Here is a 22,415-nt window from a genome sequence, read left to right as displayed (position 1 = left end):
GAAGCGACACCTCAGTTAATAGAACCGATACCGCTCCGCATATTTTGGCGCAAGTGACCACAATACGGGATTTTCAAATCAATCGCGTCCGGCGTCGCCAAGACGGCGTTTGCCCAATGTCTCCGGCGATTGGATGGTCGCGCGGTCGAGCGCCTCGGGGATCAGCGCCATGCACTGGATCGCGGCGAGACCCCATTGCGCGGACGCGTTGGTCGAAACGCCGGGCCATTCGGTGACGTGCCCCTCGGTATGCCGCGGATCGGTCGGCCATGTACCAAGCCCCGCATCAACAGACAGGAATTCGCCCGCCGCTCGGGCAGCGAGTGTCGCATCCTGCGTTTCGTGCGCGACGTACGCGGTGAGCCGCGAATGCGCCTCGCGGAGGTTGCGTGGGCCGAACGGTGCGCCGAACTTCGCCAGATATTCGGCCTGGGGCGCGTTGTACCAGCGACAATAGTCGAGCCAGGCTGTCCGATAGCGCGGCACATCGAGCAGGCGGATCAGTTCGGAACTCACCTCGACAGCGCCGAATACCGCGTTCAGATGCGAGAGCCGGATACCGCGGTTCTGGTCGACGAACCGTCCCGAGGCGAGATCGAACGGCGCGCTGCCGGTCATCCAGCCGTGCGGCAGCCGCCCTATGCTATCGAGCCCGGCGACGATCCGGTCGCGCCAGCGGGAGTCGCCGGTCCGCTCCCATTCGGTCAGCCACGCCGCAGCGAGCGGGCACCAGGTCGTGCCGAAGGTCATCTCGATCGTTCCCGTCGGCAATACCGGCTTCTTCGCCCCCGGTACCTTCCGCCCGATCTCGACCTGCTGGAGCGTCTGGTCGGAGGTGAGCAGGTCGCGCATCAGGTCGCCGACGCGCTCGTCCGCGGTCAGGTAATAGAAGATGCGGCGATAGCTGGCGTTGCTGACGCGTGGCTGTTTCGAGCTGTCGCTCCAGTGCTGGACGCCGTGGCGCGTGCCCATGCCGGCGAAGCGACCGCCGTGATACACGTCGACCTCGCCGGTGTGGCGAGTCATCGCCTCGGCAAAGCGGAACGCCTGCGCGTTGCCGGTGCGCAGGACCGAATACCAGAGCCAGAGGTCGGGCGAGAGTTCGCTGTTATCCCACGCGAACCCGCCGATGTCGTACCGCCAGCGATGCCGGTCGCTGTCATAGGTATGCATGATGTCGCCGTGGTTCCAGAATCCGTACCAGGACCGGCGGTCCACTTCACCAGCGTAGAAATCGATCAAATTGTCGAGCTGGTTCTCGATCGCGGTGCGGTTCGGCGTCGAGCGATCGGGCAGGCCCCAATCGCCGAACACGTGCGCGGCGTGGAGGTGTTCGGGGCTCGCCATCAATTGCGGCGGTGTCGCTTGAGCCTTCGCCATCTGCGCGAGCGTCGCGGTGTCGGGCGTCGCAGGCAGCGCCCAGAGCGTCAGTTCACTGGTGCGGGCGATGCCGGATGCGTCGTCCCAGCCGGGCTCGTAATCCTCATAGGTGACGGACAGCCCCTCGTTTTGCGCGGCAAATCCCTCCATCCCCATTGTGCCGTGATACGGACGCAGGTCCATCGCTGGCGCCTCGGGCGACCATAGCCAGACGGTCAACTGCGCGGTGTCGTGGTCTGCGCCATCGATGTGAAGCGCGGTCGGATGACGCTGCCAGAAATAGCGCTGGCCGAGCGCGACGCCGCCGTCGGGACCGCCGACATACGCAAGACCCGGCGCCCGCGCGCCCTCGTCGGCGTCGATCCAGCCCTGGCCGGGCGCGGTTCGCTTGGTCAGTTGCCAGCCATTGGCGTTGGGCTGTTCGAGGCGGAAGTCGCCCCAGGCCGGAATCCGTTCGAGCGTATCGCGCACTGCGCGCGCCATGCCCGCAAGCGGCGGGGTGGCGTGACCGGCGATCTGCGCCTCGCGGAAGGTACGACCGGGATCACGGCGCAGGCCGGTCAGCGGTCGCACGCCCTCGGCGAACATCTGGCCGTCGGTGGCGATGCGGACATGGCGATCGTGGAGCGCGCCACGCATCGGCACGGACGCCTGCACGCCCAAGCTCGCAAGAAAGTCATGGCCCGCATTGCCGTCGAACACGAAGCTGTGGACGATCCGCAACGCCGCCGATCCGGCATAGGCATAGAGCCGCACCGTAAAGGGGAGCCAGCGACGATCGGCCATCGCGTGCCGTCCCTCGATCTTGACGACCGCGCGGACGGGTCCGCGTTGCTCGATGGTGACCTTTTCGATCTCGCCGGCGAACGACACGGGTTCGCCGTGGAGCGGGTCGGGCTTGACCGAACCGACCAGAGAAACGGCGCCGAGCACGGGCTTCCCGGACTGGCTGGCCGAGCGGACCAATGCGGGGCCGGTGCGACCGATCTCCCAGCGCAAGTCACCGACGTCGATGACCACTGCATCGGTCGACTCGGTGACCTTCACCGCGCGCGTTGGTGCCGTCGCCCGACCGCGCGTGACGATCAGGCCAGCGGGCGCGACATCGGCGGGTATCGCATGGGCGGTCCATTTGATCGAACCGTCGGGCCAGGTCGCGGTGGTCCAGGTCTGCGCGGGTATGTCGGCACCATCGGCGGTGCGAACCGCCAGCGCGGTGTTGCGCTTCAGAACGCCGCGCGGCCACGCGACGCCAAACGTCTGCCCCAAGTGCATCGTCGGCGCGGCCCCGTCGATCCAGCGGATCGGGGCGGGCTGGAACGCAGGCGCAGGCGCGGCATCGAGCCGGACCGGCAACAAAGCGGTCGCACCGCCGAGCAGTGCGACCTTCAGCGTATCGCGCCGCGTAGGGTTCATTGGGGTCATGATCGTCTCCATCAGCGGCGCGTGATCGACAGGTGGCGGATGCGCAGGTGGCTCCACGTGGTCCGCAGCCCGAACTGTCCGGACGCATAGGGTGCGGGATCGTCGAGCGTGAACACCCGCCGCCCGTCGCGCTCGACCGCCACCGTCCACCCGTCCGCGATCAGCCGGATCGTCGTCCAGCGATTGGGCTGAAGCATGTCGGCGATGTCGCGCCTGTCGTGCTGGGGCAGCAGCGGCCGGTCGCCGACGCGGCCGACATAGCGGCGGAAGCGGGCCGTCGTGTTCCGGTTGCCGCCGATACCGACATAATAGGTGCGCAGGCTGTCATAGTCTGCGAACGCACCACTGCGACGGTGCGTGAACACCGATCCGCCGTCGTCTTCGTGCGCCATCCAGAACGCGTTGAGGTCGCTGGTTTTGTCGTTCGCGCCACCTTCGGACACCGCCATCGCCTCGAACCGAATGACGACCGGCGCCGCGACGGGTTTGCGCCACCAGAGCGTCAGGCCCTTCGCGGTATCGATATCGATGATCCCGCCGCGTTCGGTGACTCGCGCCGCGGGATCCTCGGCTTCGACGACCCAATCGGCGAGCGGCTGGCGGGCGATCGACATCGACGGCACGCTGGCGAGGATACCCGCCGCGATGTGAAGCCGTGCATTCAAGCGCATGCTGCCCTCCCCGTGCGCTGTCATCGCGCTCCGCCATTGCATAGGCCGCGAAATCGCCGCCGCCAAGTTCGTGCCGAATATTAGTTATGCATTCCACATGATGGTTATTTCATCGAGATGCCGGTTGCTCTTTCCGGAACCTCGTCGCATCATGCGGGAAAGAAGACGCGGGAGAGTGTGGGTGAAGAACGGCCTGTTAATAGCCATCGCTCTGGGTGCGCCTTCATTGGGTGGTGCCTCCCCTGCCCCGATGCGGATCTTCATCGCCAGCGACTCGACCGCGCAGGATTACAAGGCTGACCGGTATCCGCAGTCGGGTTGGGGAACGATGCTGCGTTGTGCGGTGGCGCCAAACGTCAGCGTCGAGAACCGCGCGATCGGCGGGCGCAGCACCAACAGCTTCATCCGCGAGGGCCGGCTCGACAAGATCGCCGCGGACCTGCGGAAAGGCGACACGCTGCTGATCCAGTTCGGTCACAACGATGCGGGTGTCGACAAGCCTGAACGCTTCACGACTATCGAGCAGTATCGCGCGAACCTTCGCCGCTTTCTCGACGTCGCCAGCCATGCGGGTGCGAAGGCAGTGATCCTGACCCCGGTCGCGCGACGCGATTTCAAGGACGGAGTCGAGCAACCGAGCTTTCCGACCTATGCCGACGCGGCGCGACAGGTTGCACGCGAGACGCGGACGCCGCTGATCGATCTCGGCAAGACGTCACAGGCCTGGGTGCAGGCGGCCGGGGCCGACGCGGCGAAGGGCTATTATTTGCATTACACCGGGGCGGCAGGAGCGCCCGGCTATCCTACCGGCGTGGCCGACGACACGCATTTCAGCGAAATCGGCGCGCGGCGGGTTGCCGATCTCGTGGCAACCGGGCTCCACCGTCTGAAGCTGCCGATCGCGCGCTACGTGACGCCCGGGACTCCCGCCCTGACACGCGCGACGCCGGCGGGTGGCCCGTCGTGCAGCTGATCGGCGCGCTGGCTCTGGGATTTGCTTTGATGAGTACGGCGGCCGAAGCGCAGGTGCGACGGTTCGTGTTCGGTGGTGGCGCGGCCCCAAAGGACACCGTCTCGGTGGCGGCCGGGCGCGCTTATGCGGACGGCTTCGGTTTCGAGGGCGGTAACCCCGCGCTGTTCTCGGTTGGGGTCCCGCCGGGCAATTACCGGGTCACGGTGACTCTCGGCCTGCCCAAGATTCGTACCGACACCAGTATCAAGGCGGAGTCGCGACGGTTGATGCTCGATGCGGTCGTCGTGCCGGCAGGGCGATCAATCACGCAGAACTTCGTCGTCAACGTCCGTAACGCCGCACTCACCCCGCCGCCGCTGAATGCGCCGGGTGGGACCGGGGTGCTGCTCAAGCCACGCGAGCGCGGTTCGTTCAGTTGGGACGACCGGTTGACGCTGGAGATGCTCGGAACGCACACCGGGGTGACCGCGATCGCGATCGAGCCGGTGACGGTGCCGACGATATTCCTGCTCGGCGACTCCACCGTCACCGACCAGCCCGCCGAACCTGCTGCGAGTTGGGGGCAGATGCTCCCCACGTTCTTCCGTCCGGACATCGCCGTCGCCAATCACGCGGAATCGGGCGAGACGATGAAGTCGTTCATGACCGAATTGCGCTTCGCCAAGGTGCTGGAGTCGGCGAAGCCGGGCGATTGGGCGCTGATCCAGTTCGGGCATAACGACCAGAAGGCGCAGTGGCCGCAGACCTACGCCGCAGCCGAGACGACCTATCGAGATTACCTTCGCGCGTGGATCGCGGAGTTTCGTCGACGGGGCGTCGAGCCTGTGCTCGTGACCTCGCCAGAGCGGCGGATGTGGACCGGCGACAAGATCCGCCCAACGCTCACGGACTATGCCGCGGCGGTAAAGGCGGTCGGCGCGCAATTGCGCGTGCCGGTGATCGACCTGAATGCCGCGAGCATCCGCTTCTACGAAGCGCTCGGATCGACGCGCGCACCGCTCGCGTTCAACGATGGCGGCAAGGACGCGACACACCACGACAATTACGGCGCGTGGGTGCTCGCGCGGGCGGTCGCGGCGGGCATTGCTACCGCGAAACTGCCGCTCGCCGAGCATCTGAAGCCGGACCTGACAGCATTCGACGCGGGCCATCCGCCCGACCCTGCCACGTTCCGGCTTGCGCCGAGCGTGGCGCATGATTCCACCCGACCGGACGGAAACTGAGATGACCACGCGACGTGCGATCCTGGCCGGTGGTCTCGCGAGTGGGCTCACCAGCCTGTTGCCCCTCCGCGCGTTCGCACAGGATACGACGCTGGCGGTGGAGCAGTTCGCGCTCTGGCCAGGTGCCGCACCCGGCGGCCCGACACCGGCGATTATCGACCAGTGGGTCAAGCGATCGCCGACCGGCGCGGCGGACGACATCGCCTGGCCGCATGTCGCGACGCCGATGCTGACGGTAGTGCGGCCGGCCAAGCCCAACGGCGCGGCGGTGCTGATCTGTCCCGGCGGCGGTTACGCACGCGTAGCGGTCGGCCGGACCGGCGGCGGCATTGCACGCGATTTCGCGGCGCGCGGCATCACCGCGTTCGAGCTGCTCTATCGCCTGCCGCACGATGGCTGGGCGGCGGGACCAGATGCGCCATTGCAGGATGCACAGCGGGCAATGCGCGTGATCCGCGCGGGTGCGGGGACGCGCTGGACAGTCGACCCGGCGCGCGTTGCCGTCACCGGCTTTTCCGCCGGTGGGCATCTCGCGGCACGGCTGGCATCCCGGTCGAGTACGCCGACCTACACGCCGATCGACGCGGCCGATCGCCTGTCCGCAAAGCCCGTGATCGCCGGGCTCTTCTTTCCCGTCGTGACGATGCTCGACGACGGGGTGCACGCGCAGTCGCGTCGCGAATTGCTGGGTCCGCACGCCGCCGATCCAGCCTGGCAGCGGCGCTATTCGACGCAGATCGACCTTCCGGCCGACATGCCGCCGAGCTTCGTGATGGCGAACGCCGATGATCCAGCAGTGCCGGCGCGCAACAGCATCCTGCTGTACGAAGCGCTGCACGCCGCCAAGATCCCCACCGAACTGATGATATTCGAAAAGGGCGGCCACGGCCCCCCTGCCCCACACCGCGACGGGACGGCGATACCGTGGATGGACCTGTTCCTGGCCTGGTCGCGCGACCATGGCTGGCCTGCCTAACGAAGGATCTGACGATGCGAAACAGTGTATTCGGGCTGAGCATCGCGCTCGCCATCGCCGCACCCTCGATCGCGGCGAAACCAGTCTCGTGGGTCGATGCGAAGACTGGTCACCGGATCCTGCGACTGTCCGACGCGCCCGGCAATTACGCGCTCTATTTCAACTACAACGCCTACACGCCGCAGGGCGACCTGATGATATTCCAGACTGCCGACGGTATCTCGGTGGCGGATACGAAGACGTGGGCGGTCAGATCCTTGCTGCACCGGCCGGGCGCTCACCTGCTGTTCGCCGGTCACAAGACACGCACCGCGTATTTCTCCGAACAGGCCAAGGGTGGCGACGACGCGCTGATCACGATCTTTGCCGCCGACATCGATACGGCCAAGGTCCGCAGGATCGCGGTGGTGCCGAAGGGTAGCCGCATCGATACGCTCAACGCCGACGAGACATTGCTTGCCGGGCAGGTCGCCTCGCGCGACATGCCGCTCCAGCCCAACGCGGCGGGGGTCGATATCAAGACCGGACAGACGGCGTACGCGGCGAACTGGCCCGACGGCCGGCCGATGGTCTATGCCGATGCCAAGGAATTCCGGCTGAACCAGCGGCTCGACGCCAAGATCCCGATGGAGATCTTCACCATCGACGTGACGACCGGGCAGCGGCGCAGCGTGGTGAAGGCGACCGACTGGCTCAACCACCTGCAATTCTCGCCGACCGACCCGACGCTACTGATGTATTGCCATGAGGGACCGTGGCACCGCGTCGATCGGATCTGGACCATTCGCACCGATGGCAGCCAGATGACCAAGGTTCACACTCGGACGATGAACATGGAGATCGCCGGCCACGAATTCTGGTCGCCCGACGGCAAGACGATCTGGTACGATCTGCAGACGCCGCGCGGCGAGGATTTCTGGCTGGCCGGCTATGACGTCGCTACCGCCAAGCGCCGTTGGTATCATCTCGAGCGCAACGAATGGTCGGTCCACTATAACGTCTCGGCGGATCAGACACTGTTCTCGGGCGACGGCGGCGACAGCGAGATGGTCGCGCACGCCCCCGACGGGAAGTGGATGTACCTCTTCCGTCCTAAGCCCGTGCCCGATGTCGCCGGGATCCGCGCCGACAATGCCGACAGCCTCATCGAAGCGGGAACCTTCGCCGCGGAGAAACTCGTCGACATGGGCAAGCAAGATTACAAACTCGAGCCCAACGCGCGCTTCTCGCCGGACGGAAAATGGCTGATCTTCCGTGCGAACATCGAGGGCAAGGCGGCGATCTACGCGGTGGAGATCGCCAAGGCTCGGCTCTGAGCGTCGGGCGCCTCAGTCGCCCTCGTCCGACGGCGTGAGGCTGCCCGGAAAATAGCCGAGATGCGGCGGCTGGTCATAGGCGGTGTTCTGCCACGCGACGCCCGCGCGGTAGACCGGGTCCTGCATCAGCGTGACGAGGCGGTGCCTGGCCGAGTACGGTGTCACGTAGATGCGCAGTTCGCGGTTGTCGGCCGAGCGCCAAACGACCTCCTCGCGCCAGTCGCCGAGAATGTCCGCCTGTAGCGCAGGGTTGGATTTGGTGCCGTTGTTCGAGGCGACGCCCTCCGGATGCAGCAATGGCGAGGCGGTGCCCGTCTTCCAGTTCCATTTGCTGATCGTCGTGCCGTCGAGCAGTTCCTGGAGCAGGTCGCCGTCCCAATAGAGCGCGAAGTTGGTCTGGCGCGGCGCCGGTCCGATCGCATTGCCCTTCACGTCGAACAGGTCGCGGCTGTTCGAGCCCCATAGCTCGGCCCCGACATGACGTGGGTCGATATCCGCGGCGAGCCCGCGGCCCGTGTCGGTATCGGCAGGCTTGGTCCACAGGACCGCGCCGGTGCGCGCGTCGAGCAGTGCCGAGCCGATCCCGCCATTGGTCTTTACCTGCTCATGCACACCCCATTTCTCGAGACCCGGACGCAACGGGTCGAGATCGGCGACATGCATCGCATCGCCGTGGAACAGCGGCACGGTCCACAATCCCTTGCCGTCGTCGTCGACCGCCATCGAGCCATAGATTACCTCGTCGCGGCCATCGCCGTCGACATCGGCGATGCTCAGCTGGTGGTTGCCGCGGTCGGCATAGTCGGCGTTACCCGGCGCCGCGCTGTCGAACAGCCAGCGCTTGGTCAGCTTGCCGCCGCGATAATCCCAGGCGGCGATCGCGGTGCGCGCATAATAGCCGCGGCCGAAGATCATGCTGGGGTGCTGCCCGTCCAGATACGCTGTCCCGGCCAGGAACCGGTCGGAGCGGTTGGCATAGCCATCGCCCCAAGTCTCGCGCATCTGGTCGAAGCTTGGATTACCGCCGGGATAGCGAGGTGGATCATAGGCCGCGGTAGCGAGCGCCTTGCCGGAGCGGCCATCGAACACCGTCAGATATTCCGGGCCCTTCAGGATGCGGCCGACAAGCGGCGCAACCTTGGTGCCATCCGCGAGCACCTTCGCGCCGGTCTTATCTGGTTGCGGAACTTCGCCGTCGCGACTGCGCCAGTCCGCCTTGGTGTCGCCGATCGTGACTCCGGTGCCATCGACGGTACCGTCCGCAGTCTTCATCGCGATTTCGGCGCGGCCATCGCCATCGTAGTCGGCAACCTGGAACTGCGTGTAATGCGCACCCGCGCGGATGTTGCGGCCGAGGTCGATCCGCCAGAGCCGCTTGCCGTCGAGCGTATAGGCGTCGACAAAGACGTTGCCGGTGTAGCCCGCCTGGCTGTTGTCGTGGCTGTTGGTCGGATCCCATTTCAGGATCAGTTCGTAACGCCCGTCGCCATCGAGATCGCCGACGCTGGCATCGTTGGCGATATAAGTGAACGCGTCGCCATCGGGCGTCGTCCCGCCGGGCGGGGGCACGAGCGGGATCGAGAGATATCCGTTCGGTGCCATCAGCGCGCGGGCACTCGGCGCCCCCGCCTTGCTGCCGACGAGGGCACGAATGGTATAGCGGGCGCGATCATTGCCCTGGCGATCAACGAACGACGTCGCGTCGGTGACCGGCTGCGGCGTGATCTTGCGGCCGTCGCGATAGACGTCGAAGCGGGTCGCGGACGGATCGTCCCGCAACAGCCGCCAGCTGACGAGCCAGCCGCCGTCCTTCGCGGGCGTCGCGACGACGCCGCGATCCAGCCGCTCTACCGCGCGGGACGGCGATGCCGCCAGCGCGGGCATCGCAACGCCGACCATGAGCGCCAGAAACGCGCGGCTGCCTATAGTCATCATCATCTCCATCGCGGCGTGCCAATTATCGCACTTATCCCAATTATTATGATTGCCCTTCAGGAAATGGCAAACTAATAAACGGGACAGAGCTTCACAATATGGTTTTTCGTCGGTCATGGTACCGGCGTTGGCGACGGTAACGACCGCGCCGAGACGAGGGGATGATGATGACTGGACCCAGCACAGAAATCGATCGCGCAACATGCCGCAAGGCCTGTCGCGTCCGTGCCTTGTCGACGCGCCCAGCTGGCTAGCCCAGCCACCTAGCACGGTGACTTCACGATGGGCCGGCTACCGCATGCGTTGCCGCCCGGAACGTCTTTCGGGGGAAATATGATGACACTTCACACTTGTTCGGTGCGCAATCTGGCGATCACGACATCTGCAATGGCGCTGATGCTGGGCTCGGCGACCGCCGCTACCGCCCAGACTACCGCACCCACGACGCCCGCCACAGACGTTGCGCAACCCGCACAGAAGCCCGCGCCCGACGCGACCCTGCCGGACGGCGCAACCTCTGAAGACATCCTCGTCGTCGGCACGCGCGCGTCGCTGCAATCGGCGATCGCCCGCAAGCGCAAGGCCGGCACCGTGGTCGACTCGATCGTCGCCGACGACATCGCAAGCTTTCCCGACAAGAACCTCGGTGACTCGCTGGCCCGCGTCACCGGCGTGCAGCTCGACCGCGACTTCGGCGAAGGCACCAAGGTGTCGATCCGCGGCGTCGAACCCGATCTCAACCGCATCGAGATCAACGGCGTCACCCAGGCCAGCGCCGATGGCAGCCGCTCGGGCGATCTGCGCGATCTCGCGACCGAACTCGTCAAGTCGATCGACGTCTACAAGGGCTATAGTGCCGACCTGACCGAAGGCGGTCTCGGCGGCACGGTCAGCGTCGAGACGCGCCGCCCACTCGAACTGGCAAAGCCACTTCTCAGCGCAGTGGCCTCCGCCCAGCATCTCGACACCGCACAGAAATGGCGTCCCCGCCTCACCGGCATCTTCGGGACACCCCATTTCCTGCTCGATGGCCTCGGCATTCTGGGCACCGTCAACTACGAGAAGAAACAGCTTCGCCAGGACTATATCAGCAACACCAACTGGAAGCGGATCGCGGATTTCGATCGCTCGGACGAGAAGACCGTCGCCAACCCCGCTTATGCCAATTTCAACACCTATGGCAGTTGCGCAGGCGTCGGCGGAGCGAATGCGGCAGCGGCGACGACGCGCCGGCTGGCTTGCGAGACGCAGTTCTTCGACTGGGTCCCGACCGTGCCGCGCCTGCGCCAGCGCCGGATCGACGACCAGCGCCTGTCCGCCGATCTCCAGGTCCAGTATGAATTCGCGCCGAACTTCCGCGCATTTGCCGAAGCGATCATCACCAACCGCAAGCAGCAGTTCAACGACGTCAACTACTCGCTCGATCTCGGCCGTTTCGAGCGCTTCAACTACGACGCTGCGCTGCCGGTCGGCCTGAACGGCGCCACGTCGCGTCCGCAGATCACCGCGGGCACGTCGACCAGCGAGAACCACGTCGTCACCAGCGCGCTGACCGCGCTCAATTCGGTCAACGTCGGCACCGCCGCTGCACCGGTCTGGAACGGCGCCAGCAACATTCTGGGCGTCCAGCGTCGCGATTTCACCTATGACCAGCGCACCCGGTATTACCTGACCGGGTTCGATTGGACGTTCGACGATCTCAAGATCAAGGCACTCGCGTCGCATTCGACGGGCCGAACCGTCAACAATACCAACCTACTCGCCTATTCGACCGGCATCGGCGGGATCACCGTCGACCGCCGCAACGACCTCGGCATTCCGGTGTTCGTGTTCCCCGAGAACTTCGACCCGAATTCGACCGGGGCCTATGTCCGCCCCGGCACGATCAACGCGCCCGGACGGCAGGCTGGACCGACCGTCCAGTACCGCCCGGAGGACAAGAACAACAAGGAAGACCAGCTCAAGCTCGATGCGGACTGGAACACCAACCTGCCGTTCCTCACGAGCATCGAATATGGCGGGCAGTTCCGCTGGCAGGAGTATGAGAACTACAACGGCGGCGGCTCGCGCCTGCTGACGCCAGCGGTTTCGGCGAATCCGTCAACCGGCGCCGCGGCCGTCCCTGCCGTGTATCAAACGAGCGCCAACGTTTCGTACACCACCGTCGTCACCGATACGCCGCCGGCCGTGCGCGCCGCGAACACATATTACATGACGCAGGCCCAGTACGCACAGTTCATCGCGGCCAATACCGGTGGCTTGCCGGGCGCGGGCCTGTTCACCGGGCTCAAGGGTGCGCCGGCCGGCCTGCCGTCGCAACTGTCGGTACCGACGATCAATTTCGACCGACTGGGCCAGATCTACGACCTGTCGGGCTTCGATCAGGATCTGGTCCGCAACGCCGATGGCCAGTCGCAGATCCCGACCGTTTTCATCAAGGAAACCGTCGCCGCAGCATATCTGAAGGGTAATTTCGAACAGGACGTCCTCGGCATGCGGTTCAGCGGCAATGCCGGCGTTCGCTATATCAAGACGACCGACAAGGGCACCGGCACCAACATCAGCCGCCAGACGCGGATCCGTCCCGGCACGGGCGTGCCCGGTATTCCCGCAGTGATCGAAACGGTCACGCTTGCGGCAAACTCGCTGTCGTTGAAGAACAGCTACACCGACTGGCTTCCCGCGTTCAACGGCGCGCTGGAAATCACGCCGAACCTGACCTTCCGCGCCAACTGGGCTCGCAATCTCGCCCGTCCCAAGCCGACCGATCTGGTCCCCAACGTCAATTGTCTCGATGACTCGACCGACATCACCGGGCTGCAGGACGCCTGCACCGCGGGCAATCCCGATCTCGTGCCGTATCGCGCCGATCAATGGGAAGTGAACCTCGGCTGGTTCCCGAACAAGGACACCGCGGTCAGCATTGGCTATTTCAAGAAATACGAGAAGAGCTTCGTCATCTCGAACGTGACGCGCGGCGATGTCGATCTCTTCCAGGACGGCTCGCTGTTCACGGTCCGCCAGCCGGTCAACGGCTTCGGCGCGTTGCTGGACGGGATCGAAGGGAGCGTACAAACCGCCTTCACGTTCCTCCCCGCACCGTTCGATGGTCTCGGGGCCAGCGGCAACTTCACCTATGCGCGCGCCATCCGGACCAACCTGACCAACGTCGCCACCGGTCAACCGCTCAACGACTATCCCGGCCTATCGAAATGGACCGCGAATGCGAGCATCTTCTACGACAAGGATTGGCTCAACATCCGCGTCAACTACAATTACCGGTCGAACTGGCTGGCGGTCGTGTCCGACGTCAACTTCGACAACAGCCCGATCTATCGTCGCGGCGAAGGCTATTTCGATGCGAAGGTGACGTTCCGGTTCCCCGAGCAGCACACCCAGTTGTTCATGGAGATCCAGAACATCAACAAGGAGTCGTCGGCGAGCTACATCGACAAGGCGCGGCCGGTGGAATATTATTACGCGGGCCAGCGGTTCTTCGCCGGTCTTCAGCTGAAATTCTAGAGCGCTCCCTCCTCGGCCGACCGGCACAAGACGGTCGGCCATTTTTTCTCGGTTTTCCAATCGTGTAGCGCGGCCGGAATCGACTCAAGATTCGCCGATTGCCAGCATGTAGGAGGCCGTCTTATGGAGTGGGCATGAACACTTCCACGACGAACATCGACAAGTCGGAGTCGGCCGGAAACGGCGTCGGTGCCGGCAGCCAGACCCTCATGCGCGGGCTCGACCTGATCGAGGCGGTCAGCCACGAGGTACTGACGCTGAGCGAACTCGCGGTGAAGCTCGACCTGACCAAGAGCACGACACACCGGTTGCTGAGCGCGCTGGTCGATCGCGGGTATCTCGCGTTCACGCCGCGCTCCGGATACCGGCTCGGACCCAAGCTGTTGCTGCTCGGCACGCTTGCGCAGGCGCAGGCCGATCTGGTGCAGGTCGCCCGGCCCTATCTGGAAGAGCTTGCCGCGTCGACCGAGGACACCGTGCATCTTGGCGTGTTCGACGGTGATTTCGCGCTGTATCTCGACAAGGTGCCGGGGCGGCGGCGGATCACGATTTCGAGCCGGGTGGGCGATCGCCAGCCGCTCAGTTCGACCGGGCTTGGCAAGGCGCTGATGATCGATTCCCCCCCCAAATATTGGCAGGAGCGCTTCGACGCGGACCAGGCGGCGGGTGCGCCCAGGGCCGATGCGAAAGTGTGGCGCGAGCGGATGCAAGGCTATGCGACCTGCGGGCGCGCGTTCGATCTGGAGGAGAACGAGGATCAGATCCGCTGCGTTGCCGCGCCGATCCGCGATGCCGCGGGCAAGATCGTCGGCGCGATCAGCGTGTCGAGCGCTGCACAGTATATGAGCGACGACCGCATGACGACGCTGACCGACGAGGTTCGCGGCACCGCGGGCGCGATCAGCCGCGAACTCGGCTTCGAGCCGCCAACCGACTAACTGGGAGAAAATAATGTTGCTCGAAGGCAAGACCGTGCTGGTGACCGGCGCATCGGCAGGAATCGGCCGCGCGGTGGCTATCGGTTGTGCGCGACACGGCGCCGACGTCGCGCTGAATTTCGCGCGTGACGTGGCGGGTGCCGAGAGCGCCGTGGCCGAGATCGAGGCGCTCGGGCGGAAAGCCCTCGCGATCCAGGGCGACGTCGCCGATCCGGATACCGCGCGCGACTTCATCGACAAGGCCGTAGCGGCGCTCGGGCGAGTCGACGTGTTCGTCAACAACGCCGGGATCTGCCCGTTCCACGCGTTCCTCGACATGCCGGTCGAGACGTTCGAGCGGACCATGCGCGTCAACCTGCATGGCGCGTATTACATGGTCCAGGCCGCGGCCAACCAGATGGTCGAGCAGGGCGACGGCGGGTCGATCATCGCGATGTCGTCGATCTCGGCGCTGGTCGGCGGCGAGTATCAGACGCACTACACGCCGACCAAGGCTGGCCTGCATTCGCTGATGCAGTCGGTCGCGATCGCGCTCGGCAAGCACGGCATCCGCTGCAACTCGCTGTTCCCGGGGACGATCCTGACGGACATCAACAAGGACGATCTCGCCGACGAGGGCAAGCGGTCGTACATGGAAAAGCGCATTCCGCTTGGGCGGTTGGGCAAGCCGGACGATCTGGTCGGACCGACCGTGTTCCTCGCGTCCGATCTCGCGCAATACGTCACCGGAGCCTCGCTGCTGGTCGACGGCGGCATGTACGTGAACCTGCAATAAGCGGCTCTGGGGCCTTGTCCCTGACGCGCCGCGACGTCGGGTTGGGGATCGGCGCGGCGCTGCTTCCCTTCCCTGCGCATGCCGCGATGGTGAACGACGTGCGCAAACTCGGCGCGCGCGGCGATGGGAGCGCGATCGATAGCGCCGCGATCAATGCGGCGATCGTTGCCGCCGCGCGGCAAGGCGGCGGGACGGTGCTGATCCCCGCGGGACGGTACCTGTGTTTCTCGATCCGGCTGCTGAGCCATGTGACGATCCAGCTTGCCAGGGGCGCGGTAATCGAGGCGGCCGATCCGGCGCGCTATGCCGGGCACTACGACCTGCCCGAAGACCGCGGCGAGCAACTGTACCAGGACTTCGGCCACAGCCATTGGCGCAACAGCCTGTTCTGGGGCGAGGATGTCGAGAACGTCGCGATTGTCGGCCCCGGCCTGATCCACGGGATCGGGCTGACACGCGACGGTCCCGGTGCGCGGTGGAAGGCACAGACGGGCGAGCGGCCGCTGTCGATGCGCCAAATGACCGCGGCTGAGATCGCCCGGCTCGAACCCGATGCGCAACGCATGAACGGTCTCGGCAACAAGGCGATCGCGTTCCGGAACGGGCGCAATATCCGCCTGTCCGGTTTCTCGATGCTCAAATGCGGGCATTTCGCGATCCTCGCGACGGGCACGCGCGACCTGCAGATCCACGACCTGACGATCGATACCGACCGCGACGGAATCGACCTCGATTGCGTCCAGCGTACGATCGTCGAGCGGTGCCGCGTCAACACGCCCAACGACGACGCGATCGTCATCAAGAGCAGTTTCGCGCTCGGCCGCGCGATCGCTTCGGAGGACGTGACCGTTCGGCATTGCGCGGTTTCGGGTTACGACCTCGGGACCATGCTCGATGGCACGCGGCGGACGACGCAACTGCTCGCGCCCGACCGCGACCGCGTGACGGGGCGGATCAAGCTTGGGACCGAGAGCAACGGCGGATACCGGCGCATCCTGATCGAGAATTGCAGCTTTACGCATTGCCGGGGGCTCGCACTTGAGACCGTCGATGGCGGCGTCATGGAGGACGTCGTCGCGCGCCGCATCACGATGCGCGACGTGACGACCGCGCCGCTGTTCCTGCGGATCGGTGACCGACGCCGCGGTCCAGCCGGAACGCAGGTAGGCGCGATCCGGCGGGTGACGTTAAGCGACATCGACGCGACGGGGATCGATGACCGCTTCGCCGCGGCGATCGCCGGGCTCCCCGGCCATCCGGTCGAGGACATCTCGCTATCCCGCCTCCATCTGTCCTATCGCGGCGGCGGCACGCCCGAAGATGCCGCACGCAGGCCTGAAGACCTCGCGGGTGCCTATCCGGAGCCGAGCATGTTCGGCATACTGCCCGCCTGGGGCTTGTGGGTCCGGCATGCGAAGGGCCTTGTAATCGACCGCCTCGACCTCGCGACGACCACGCCCGACGCCCGCCCTCCCTTCGTTGTCGAGGACGCGACCGGACTTTCGGTGACACGGACCCAACTCTGGCGCGGTTAGCGTTTGACCTGAGCCCGGAACGCCTTTACCAAATCGTACATAGCAATACCACATAGTGGATTGGGAGGGTGCGATGTCGATCCATGCGTTCAGGATGCAGCTGAAGCCTTGCGTGGTCGACGAATACCGCAAGCGCCACGACGAAATCTGGCCCGAACTGTCCGCCTTGCTGACCGAAAGCGGCATCCATGATTATTCGATCTTCCTCGACGAGACGACGCTGGCGCTGTTCGCCGTTCTGCATCTCGCCGAACCGAACACCCGCGATGCCCTCCCCGATCACCCGGTGATGAAACGCTGGTGGGATCACATGGCGCCGCTGATGGAGGTTGAGGATAACAACCGCCCGAAGGAATGGTCGCTCCCGCTGATCTTCCATCATGATTGATCGCACGCGCCTGATCGCGCTGGCGCTCGCCACCGCGCTGACGCCGGTCGTCGCGACGGCGCAGGTCGCACGCCCGACGCAGAACCTCGCCGCGCCGGTCAAGACATTCGGCCGCGTGTCGTACGATGCACGGTCGCTGATGATCGATGGCAAGCGTCAGGTGATCTGGTCGAGCGAATTTCACCCGTTTCGCCTGCCCAGCCCCGATCTGTGGCGCGACATCCTGCAGAAGATGAAGGCGAGCGGCTTCAACACCGTCGCGCTGTATTTCGACTGGGGCTATCACAGCCCCAAACAGGGCGTGTACGACTTCACCGGCATCCGCGACGTCGAGCGCGTGCTGGCGATGGCGCAGGAGGAGGGGCTCTACGTCATCACCCGCGCCGGGCCGTACGTGAATGCCGAGCTGTCGCGCGGTGGGTTTCCGGGCTGGCTGGTCAACCAGAAGGCCCGCGCGAGGACCGACGATCCGGCGTATCTCGCCGCGGTCGACGAGTGGCTCACCCACGTCAACGCAATCATCGCGCGGCACCAGATCAACGGCGACGGCAAGGGCCATAGCGGCAGCGTCATCTTCCACCAGATCGAGAACGAACTGGCGCTGACCACGCCTGCACAACGCCGCTACATGGACCATCTCTATGCCAAGGCCCGCGCCGACGGCATCACCGTGCCGCTGTTCCACAACGATCAGGGCCGCAACGGATACTGGGTACCCGAGACCTCGACCGTCGCGAACGTCGTCAAGGGACCGGGCAATCTCTACGCGTTCGACGGTTATCCGGGTGGCACCTGCACCGTCGCGGGCAAGCCGACGCGCGGCGTGGCGGCACCCGACTGGGGGTTCTACGGTCCCGGTGGCGCGAAGGGCGGCGCGTCCGCTTCGCCCGACACGCCGGCTTTCCTCGCCGAGTTCGGTGGCGGCTGGTTCGATTACTGGGGCTCGAACGGCGGCTACGAATGCAACGCGGTGCAGCGCGGCAAGCGGTTCCAGCGCGTGTTCTACGGCACAAATCTCGCCAACGGGATCGACATCCAGAGCTTCTACATGGGCTATGGTGGGACGAGCTGGGGCTGGCTCCCTGCCCCCGTCGTGTTCACGAGCTACGATTACGGCGCGGCGATCTCCGAAGCGCGCGAGGTGCGGAGCAAGGCCGAGGAGATGAAACAGCTCGGCGGGCTGATCGCCGCGGTGCCTGACCTGGCGGGCATGGTCCCCGCCGCGCCGGTACAGGTGTCGTCGCCGAACGTGCAGGCGTATCACAACCGCAGTCCGGAAAGCGATGCGCGCTTCCTGATGGTGACCCACAAGCCGTCCAACGGCCAGACCGACGACCGCTTCACGATCACCGCAGACCTGCCCGACGGGCGCTACACCTTCCCGCAGGCCGAACCCATGCGGCTGAACGGGTTCGACGCGAAATGGCTGGTCGCGAGCGTGAATGTCGGCGGGCAGCGGCTGGTCTATTCGACGTCCGAACTGCAGACCGCGCTGACGATCGATCGCGGCGACATGATGCTGCTGTACGGTCGCGCGGGTGAGACCGGCGAGACGGTGCTGCGCTATGCGTCCGCGCCGACCGTGACACTGCTCGAAGGCACCGCCACCACCGCGTTCGACGCAGCGAAGGGCGATCTCCGGCTCGATTATACGCATGCCGGGCGCGCGGTAGTGCGAATTACCGGCGGCGGGCGCCCTGCCCTCACGCTGATCCTGGCCGACGAGGCCGAGGCGGTACGCTATTGGCGGGGCAGCGACGCGGTGCTCGTGCGTGGGCCCGCGTTGCTGCGCTCGACCAAGGCGACCGGCGGCACGCTGGCGCTGACCGGCGATACTGCCGACACGACTCCGCTCGAAATCTGGGCTCCTGCCGCGCTACGGTTGGTGCGGTGGAACGGGACGGCGGTTGCGACGAAGACGACCGCGATCGGTAGCCGAAACGCGACGACGGCATTGCCCGGTGCAGCGCCCGTCGTGCTCCCAGCATTGACCGGATGGCGGGTGGCCCAGGGTTCGCCCGAAGTCACGAGCGGCTTCGACGACAGCAGCTGGCAGGCAATCGACGGACGCGGCAGCGCGACGACGACCGCCAAACCCGACGGCCAACCGAACCTGACGATGGACTCCTACGGTTTCCACGACGGCGACGTCTGGTATCGCGGCCGCTTCACCGGCACGCCCGATGCGAAGCAGATCGCGCTGTTTTACGGCGCGGGCGGCTCCGGCATGGTGCAGGTCTGGGTCGATGGTCAGTTCCTCGGCCAGAATGAGCTGCCGAGCGGACTGCCGCGGCCGATCACGACCGGGCTCGCACGGTTCGACCTGCCCGCCTCCGCACAGTCGGGCGGCGAGCACGTCGTCAGCGTGATGGTGCGCAACAACGGGCATAACTGGGACCTTGATTCCGACGATTATCACAAGGAAGCGCGCGGGCTGATTTCCGCATCGATCGAAGCGCCGGGCGGACGCAGCTTCGGCGTACCGATCGCGTGGAAGATCCAGGGCAAGCTCGGCGGCGAGGACCTCCCCGATCCGGCGCGCGGCCCCGCCAACAACGGCGGCCAATATGGCGAACGGGTCGGCTGGCACCTGCCCGGCTTCGACGACAAGGCCTGGGCCGCAGCGACGATCCCCGCCACCACGGCGACGCCCGGCACGACCTGGTATCGTACGCACTTCGATCTCGCCGTGCCGAAGGGCCAGGACACGACGATCGCCCTCGCATTCGGCGACACGACGACGCCGCGCTCGGTCGCCCGCTACCGTGCGCTGCTGTTCGTCAACGGCTGGAACATGGGCCAATTTATCGCGCATGTCGGACCGCAGCGCGTGTTCCCGATTCCCGAGGGCATCCTCAACCACCACGGGGCGAACACCGTCGCGCTCGCAGTCACGTCCGACGGCGCGCCCGGCGATGCGATCGAGCAGGTCCGCGTGGTGACGATGCGCAACGTCAAGGGCGGCGTGCCGGTGCGGATGGTCGCGGCACCCGACCGGCTGGGCGCCGCCAAATGATCACGCGCAGAACATTTGGCGCGGGCGCTGGGGCGGCCTGTCTCGCCGGCATCGCACCAGCCGCAAAGGTCGCGAACGTTGCGAGGCCGTGGCCGTATCTGATCGGCGCGGACGTCTCGTGGATCCCGGAGGACGAGTTCGCCGGGGCAACGTATTTTGAGAACGGCGTCGCCAAGGACCCGCTCGCAATCCTGCGCGATGCGGGATTCAACGCGATCAAGCTGCGGCTTTTCGTCGATCCTGCGAAGGGGTATTCGAGTGGCAAGCCGGGCGGGCCGTGGTGCGACCTGCCGCGCACGATCGCGTTCGCCAAGCGGATCAAGGCCGCCGGTTTCCACCTGTCGCTGACGCTGCATTATTCGGACACCTGGGCCGATCCGCAGCATCAGGACAAGCCCGCCGCCTGGGCTGCGCTCACGTTCCCCCAACTGGTCGAGGCGGTCCACCGCCATACCGTCGACGCGCTGTCGGCAATGAAGCGGGCGGGCGCCGCCCCCGACCTCGTCGTGATCGGCAACGAGACGACCTTCGGCATGCTCTGGCCCGACGGACGCGTGCCGCTGACGATTCCGACCGGCAATCCGCAGACCGATGCGGTGCACATGAACGTGCCCGGCGCCGGCGGGTACGACCGGTTTGCGCTGCTGTTGAAGGCCGGGATTGCCGGCGCGCGCGAAGCGACGCCCGAGGCACGGGTGGCGGTGCACAATCATCTCGGGCGGCATTGGCCGATCGTCCGCTACTGGATGGACAATCTGCTCCAGCGCGGCGTCAAATTCGATGCCACCGGCTTCTCCTGCTACCAGCAACAGGCGCAGGGCGACTGGGCGCGAACCTTTACCGAGTTCGCCCAGGCCTATCCCGATCACGGCTTTCTCGCGCTCGAATATTCGTCGCGCAAACGGTACGTGAACGACCTCGTCCACGCGCAGCCGCACGGCTGGGGCAGCTTCATCTGGGAGCCGACGCGGCACCAGGAAGCGATCTTCACGCATGAAGGCACGCCCGCCGGCGAAGGGCCAAAGCCCGACCTCCTCTCGCAGGGGATCAACGCCGCCGAAGCACCCGGCGCCGTGACGACACCAACCGCACCGACGCCACCGAACGGCACGACGCCATCGACCGGTCATGGCGGCCGCTACGACGCGGACCCCGAATTTCTCACCCTCTATCGGACGATGGCGCGCGACTATGGGCTCGGCCCTGCGCGTCCCAACAGGAGACTATAAGTGGCTGCCCTCACCCATAATGTGCCGCGCGCGGACGTGACCGCTGCGATCGCCAAGCTGATGGACAACCTCGTCAACATCAAAGACGAGACCGGCGAGTTCCTGCTGCGCCTCGAAGACGGCCGGATCATCGACACCAAGGGCTGGGCCGGCTGGGAATGGACGCACGGCGTCGGCCTGTTCGGGATGTGGCGCTATTACGAGCAGACCGGCGACGCGGGCGCGCTGGCGATCATCAAGCAGTGGTTCGAGGATCGTTTCGCCGAGGGCACGCCGACCAAGAACATCAACACCGTCGCGCCGTTCATCACGCTCGCCTATCTCTACGAGCGCGAACCCGACCCGCGCTACATCCCCTATCTCGACACCTGGGCCGAGTGGCTGATGGCGCCGGACGGGCTGCCCAAGACCGAGGAGGGCGGGTTCCAGCACATCGTCTACAATGACGAGAACCCGGGCGAGATGTGGGACGACACGCTGATGATGTCGGTGTTGCCGCTTGCCAAGATCGGCCTGCTGCTGAACCGCCCGCACTATGTCGAGGAGGCGAAGCGGCAGTTCCTCGTCCATATCAAATACCTGTTCGACAAGAAGACCGGGCTCTGGTTCCACGGCTGGGACTTTAACGGACGGCATAACTTTGCGGAGGCGCTTTGGGCCCGCGGCAATTGCTGGGTGACGATCGCGATCCCGGAGATCATCGAGATCCTCGACCTGCCGGTGGGCGACGCGTTCCGCACCTTCCTGATCGATACGCTCGCAGCGCAGGTGAAGACGCTCGCCGAGACGCAGGACGAGAGCGGCCTATGGCACACGCTGGTGATGGACCCGACCAGCTATCTCGAGGCGTCGGCGACCGCGGGCTTCGCCTACGGCATCCTGAAGGGCGTCCGGAAGGGCTATCTGCCGCGCCATTACGAGGTGGTCGGGATCAAGGCCGTGCAGGGCGTGCTCGCCAATATCGACGAGGCCGGTGAACTGAAGCAGGTCAGCTTCGGCACAGCGATGGGCGACACGCAGCAATTCTACAAGGACATCGCGCTCACCTCGATGCCTTACGGCCAGAGCCTCGCGATGGTCGCGCTCGCCGAGTTCCTGCGGACCTATATCTGA

General features: G+C 65.7%; 14 protein-coding genes and 2 pseudogenes. 12 read left to right on the top strand and 4 right to left on the bottom strand.

The genetic code is table 11. The features are described 5' to 3' along the window. Nucleotides 1–78: 78 nt before the first annotated feature. From AC59GX_RS13185 to AC59GX_RS13175, 3 genes and pseudogenes are all read right to left on the bottom strand, one after another. A pseudogene (locus tag AC59GX_RS13185) lies at nucleotides 79–1,347 on the bottom strand (exo-rhamnogalacturonan lyase family protein); the annotation flags it as partial. Between the two features lie 36 nt (nucleotides 1,348–1,383). Then, nucleotides 1,384–2,796, bottom strand: a pseudogene (locus AC59GX_RS13180) (exo-rhamnogalacturonan lyase family protein); the annotation flags it as partial. Nucleotides 2,797–2,816: 20 nt separating this feature from the next. Continuing rightward, a complete protein-coding gene (locus AC59GX_RS13175) occupies nucleotides 2,817–3,476 on the bottom strand; it encodes a DUF6250 domain-containing protein (RefSeq protein ID WP_497301854.1) in 660 nt (219 codons plus the stop codon). Nucleotides 3,477–3,657: 181 nt separating this feature from the next. On the opposite strand from AC59GX_RS13175, the gene AC59GX_RS13170 reads away from it, so the two are divergent. Genes AC59GX_RS13170 through AC59GX_RS13155 form a run of 4 tightly spaced genes read left to right on the top strand, consistent with a single transcriptional unit; the run spans nucleotide 3,658 to nucleotide 7,964 of the window. After that, nucleotides 3,658–4,449 (top strand): rhamnogalacturonan acetylesterase, encoded by a 792-nt coding sequence (locus tag AC59GX_RS13170; protein WP_426281449.1) that lies wholly within the window; start codon nucleotides 3,658–3,660, stop codon nucleotides 4,447–4,449. A 29-nt stretch (nucleotides 4,450–4,478) separates the two neighbouring features. Next, the gene (locus AC59GX_RS13165; RefSeq protein WP_426281450.1) at nucleotides 4,479–5,672 is read left to right on the top strand and encodes a rhamnogalacturonan acetylesterase; all 1,194 of its coding nucleotides are present in this window, start codon (nucleotides 4,479–4,481) and stop codon (nucleotides 5,670–5,672) included. Nucleotide 5,673: 1 nt separating this feature from the next. Then, nucleotides 5,674–6,648 (top strand): alpha/beta hydrolase, encoded by a 975-nt coding sequence (locus AC59GX_RS13160; protein WP_426281451.1) that lies wholly within the window; start codon nucleotides 5,674–5,676, stop codon nucleotides 6,646–6,648. Between the two features lie 14 nt (nucleotides 6,649–6,662). Next, a complete protein-coding gene (locus AC59GX_RS13155) occupies nucleotides 6,663–7,964 on the top strand; it encodes an oligogalacturonate lyase family protein (protein WP_497301852.1) in 1,302 nt (433 codons plus the stop codon). A gap of 12 nt (nucleotides 7,965–7,976) precedes the next feature. Here AC59GX_RS13155 and AC59GX_RS13150 read toward each other — a convergent pair whose 3' ends face one another. Next, complete coding sequence (locus AC59GX_RS13150; protein WP_497301850.1) at nucleotides 7,977–9,896, bottom strand: rhamnogalacturonan lyase; 1,920 nt, start codon at nucleotides 9,894–9,896, stop codon at nucleotides 7,977–7,979. A gap of 339 nt (nucleotides 9,897–10,235) precedes the next feature. On the opposite strand from AC59GX_RS13150, the gene AC59GX_RS13145 reads away from it, so the two are divergent. The 8 genes from AC59GX_RS13145 (at nucleotide 10,236) to bglB (ending at nucleotide 22,415) form a co-directional block, all read left to right on the top strand. Further along, nucleotides 10,236–13,421, top strand: coding sequence for a TonB-dependent receptor (locus AC59GX_RS13145; protein ID WP_497301848.1), 3,186 nt, complete (start codon nucleotides 10,236–10,238; stop codon nucleotides 13,419–13,421). A 134-nt stretch (nucleotides 13,422–13,555) separates the two neighbouring features. Next, the gene (locus AC59GX_RS13140; RefSeq protein ID WP_056064869.1) at nucleotides 13,556–14,359 is read left to right on the top strand and encodes an IclR family transcriptional regulator; all 804 of its coding nucleotides are present in this window, start codon (nucleotides 13,556–13,558) and stop codon (nucleotides 14,357–14,359) included. A 10-nt stretch (nucleotides 14,360–14,369) separates the two neighbouring features. Next, entirely contained in the window at nucleotides 14,370–15,134 is a 765-nt protein-coding gene (lra1, locus tag AC59GX_RS13135; RefSeq protein ID WP_426281844.1) for an L-rhamnose 1-dehydrogenase Lra1, read from the top strand. Between the two features lie 14 nt (nucleotides 15,135–15,148). Continuing rightward, complete coding sequence (locus AC59GX_RS13130) at nucleotides 15,149–16,669, top strand: rhamnogalacturonidase (protein WP_426281458.1); 1,521 nt, start codon at nucleotides 15,149–15,151, stop codon at nucleotides 16,667–16,669. A 73-nt stretch (nucleotides 16,670–16,742) separates the two neighbouring features. Beyond that, complete coding sequence (locus tag AC59GX_RS13125; protein WP_426281460.1) at nucleotides 16,743–17,057, top strand: L-rhamnose mutarotase; 315 nt, start codon at nucleotides 16,743–16,745, stop codon at nucleotides 17,055–17,057. Then, nucleotides 17,050–20,073: a glycoside hydrolase family 35 protein gene (locus AC59GX_RS13120; RefSeq protein ID WP_497301846.1), complete on the top strand. Its 3,024-nt coding sequence runs from the start codon at nucleotides 17,050–17,052 to the stop codon at nucleotides 20,071–20,073. Before AC59GX_RS13125 ends, AC59GX_RS13120 begins: the two co-directional genes overlap by 8 nt. Beyond that, a complete protein-coding gene (locus AC59GX_RS13115) occupies nucleotides 20,070–21,302 on the top strand; it encodes a glycosyl hydrolase 53 family protein (RefSeq protein WP_426281463.1) in 1,233 nt (410 codons plus the stop codon). Before AC59GX_RS13120 ends, AC59GX_RS13115 begins: the two co-directional genes overlap by 4 nt. Next, the gene (bglB, locus tag AC59GX_RS13110) at nucleotides 21,303–22,415 is read left to right on the top strand and encodes a beta-galactosidase BglB (protein ID WP_426281465.1); all 1,113 of its coding nucleotides are present in this window, start codon (nucleotides 21,303–21,305) and stop codon (nucleotides 22,413–22,415) included. It abuts the gene before it with no gap.

This window comes from Sphingomonas sp. 320_CC (assembly GCF_059691795.1).
The sequence above is the reverse complement of the archived record's forward strand: the minus strand, read 5'-3'. Positions and strand labels throughout refer to the sequence as shown.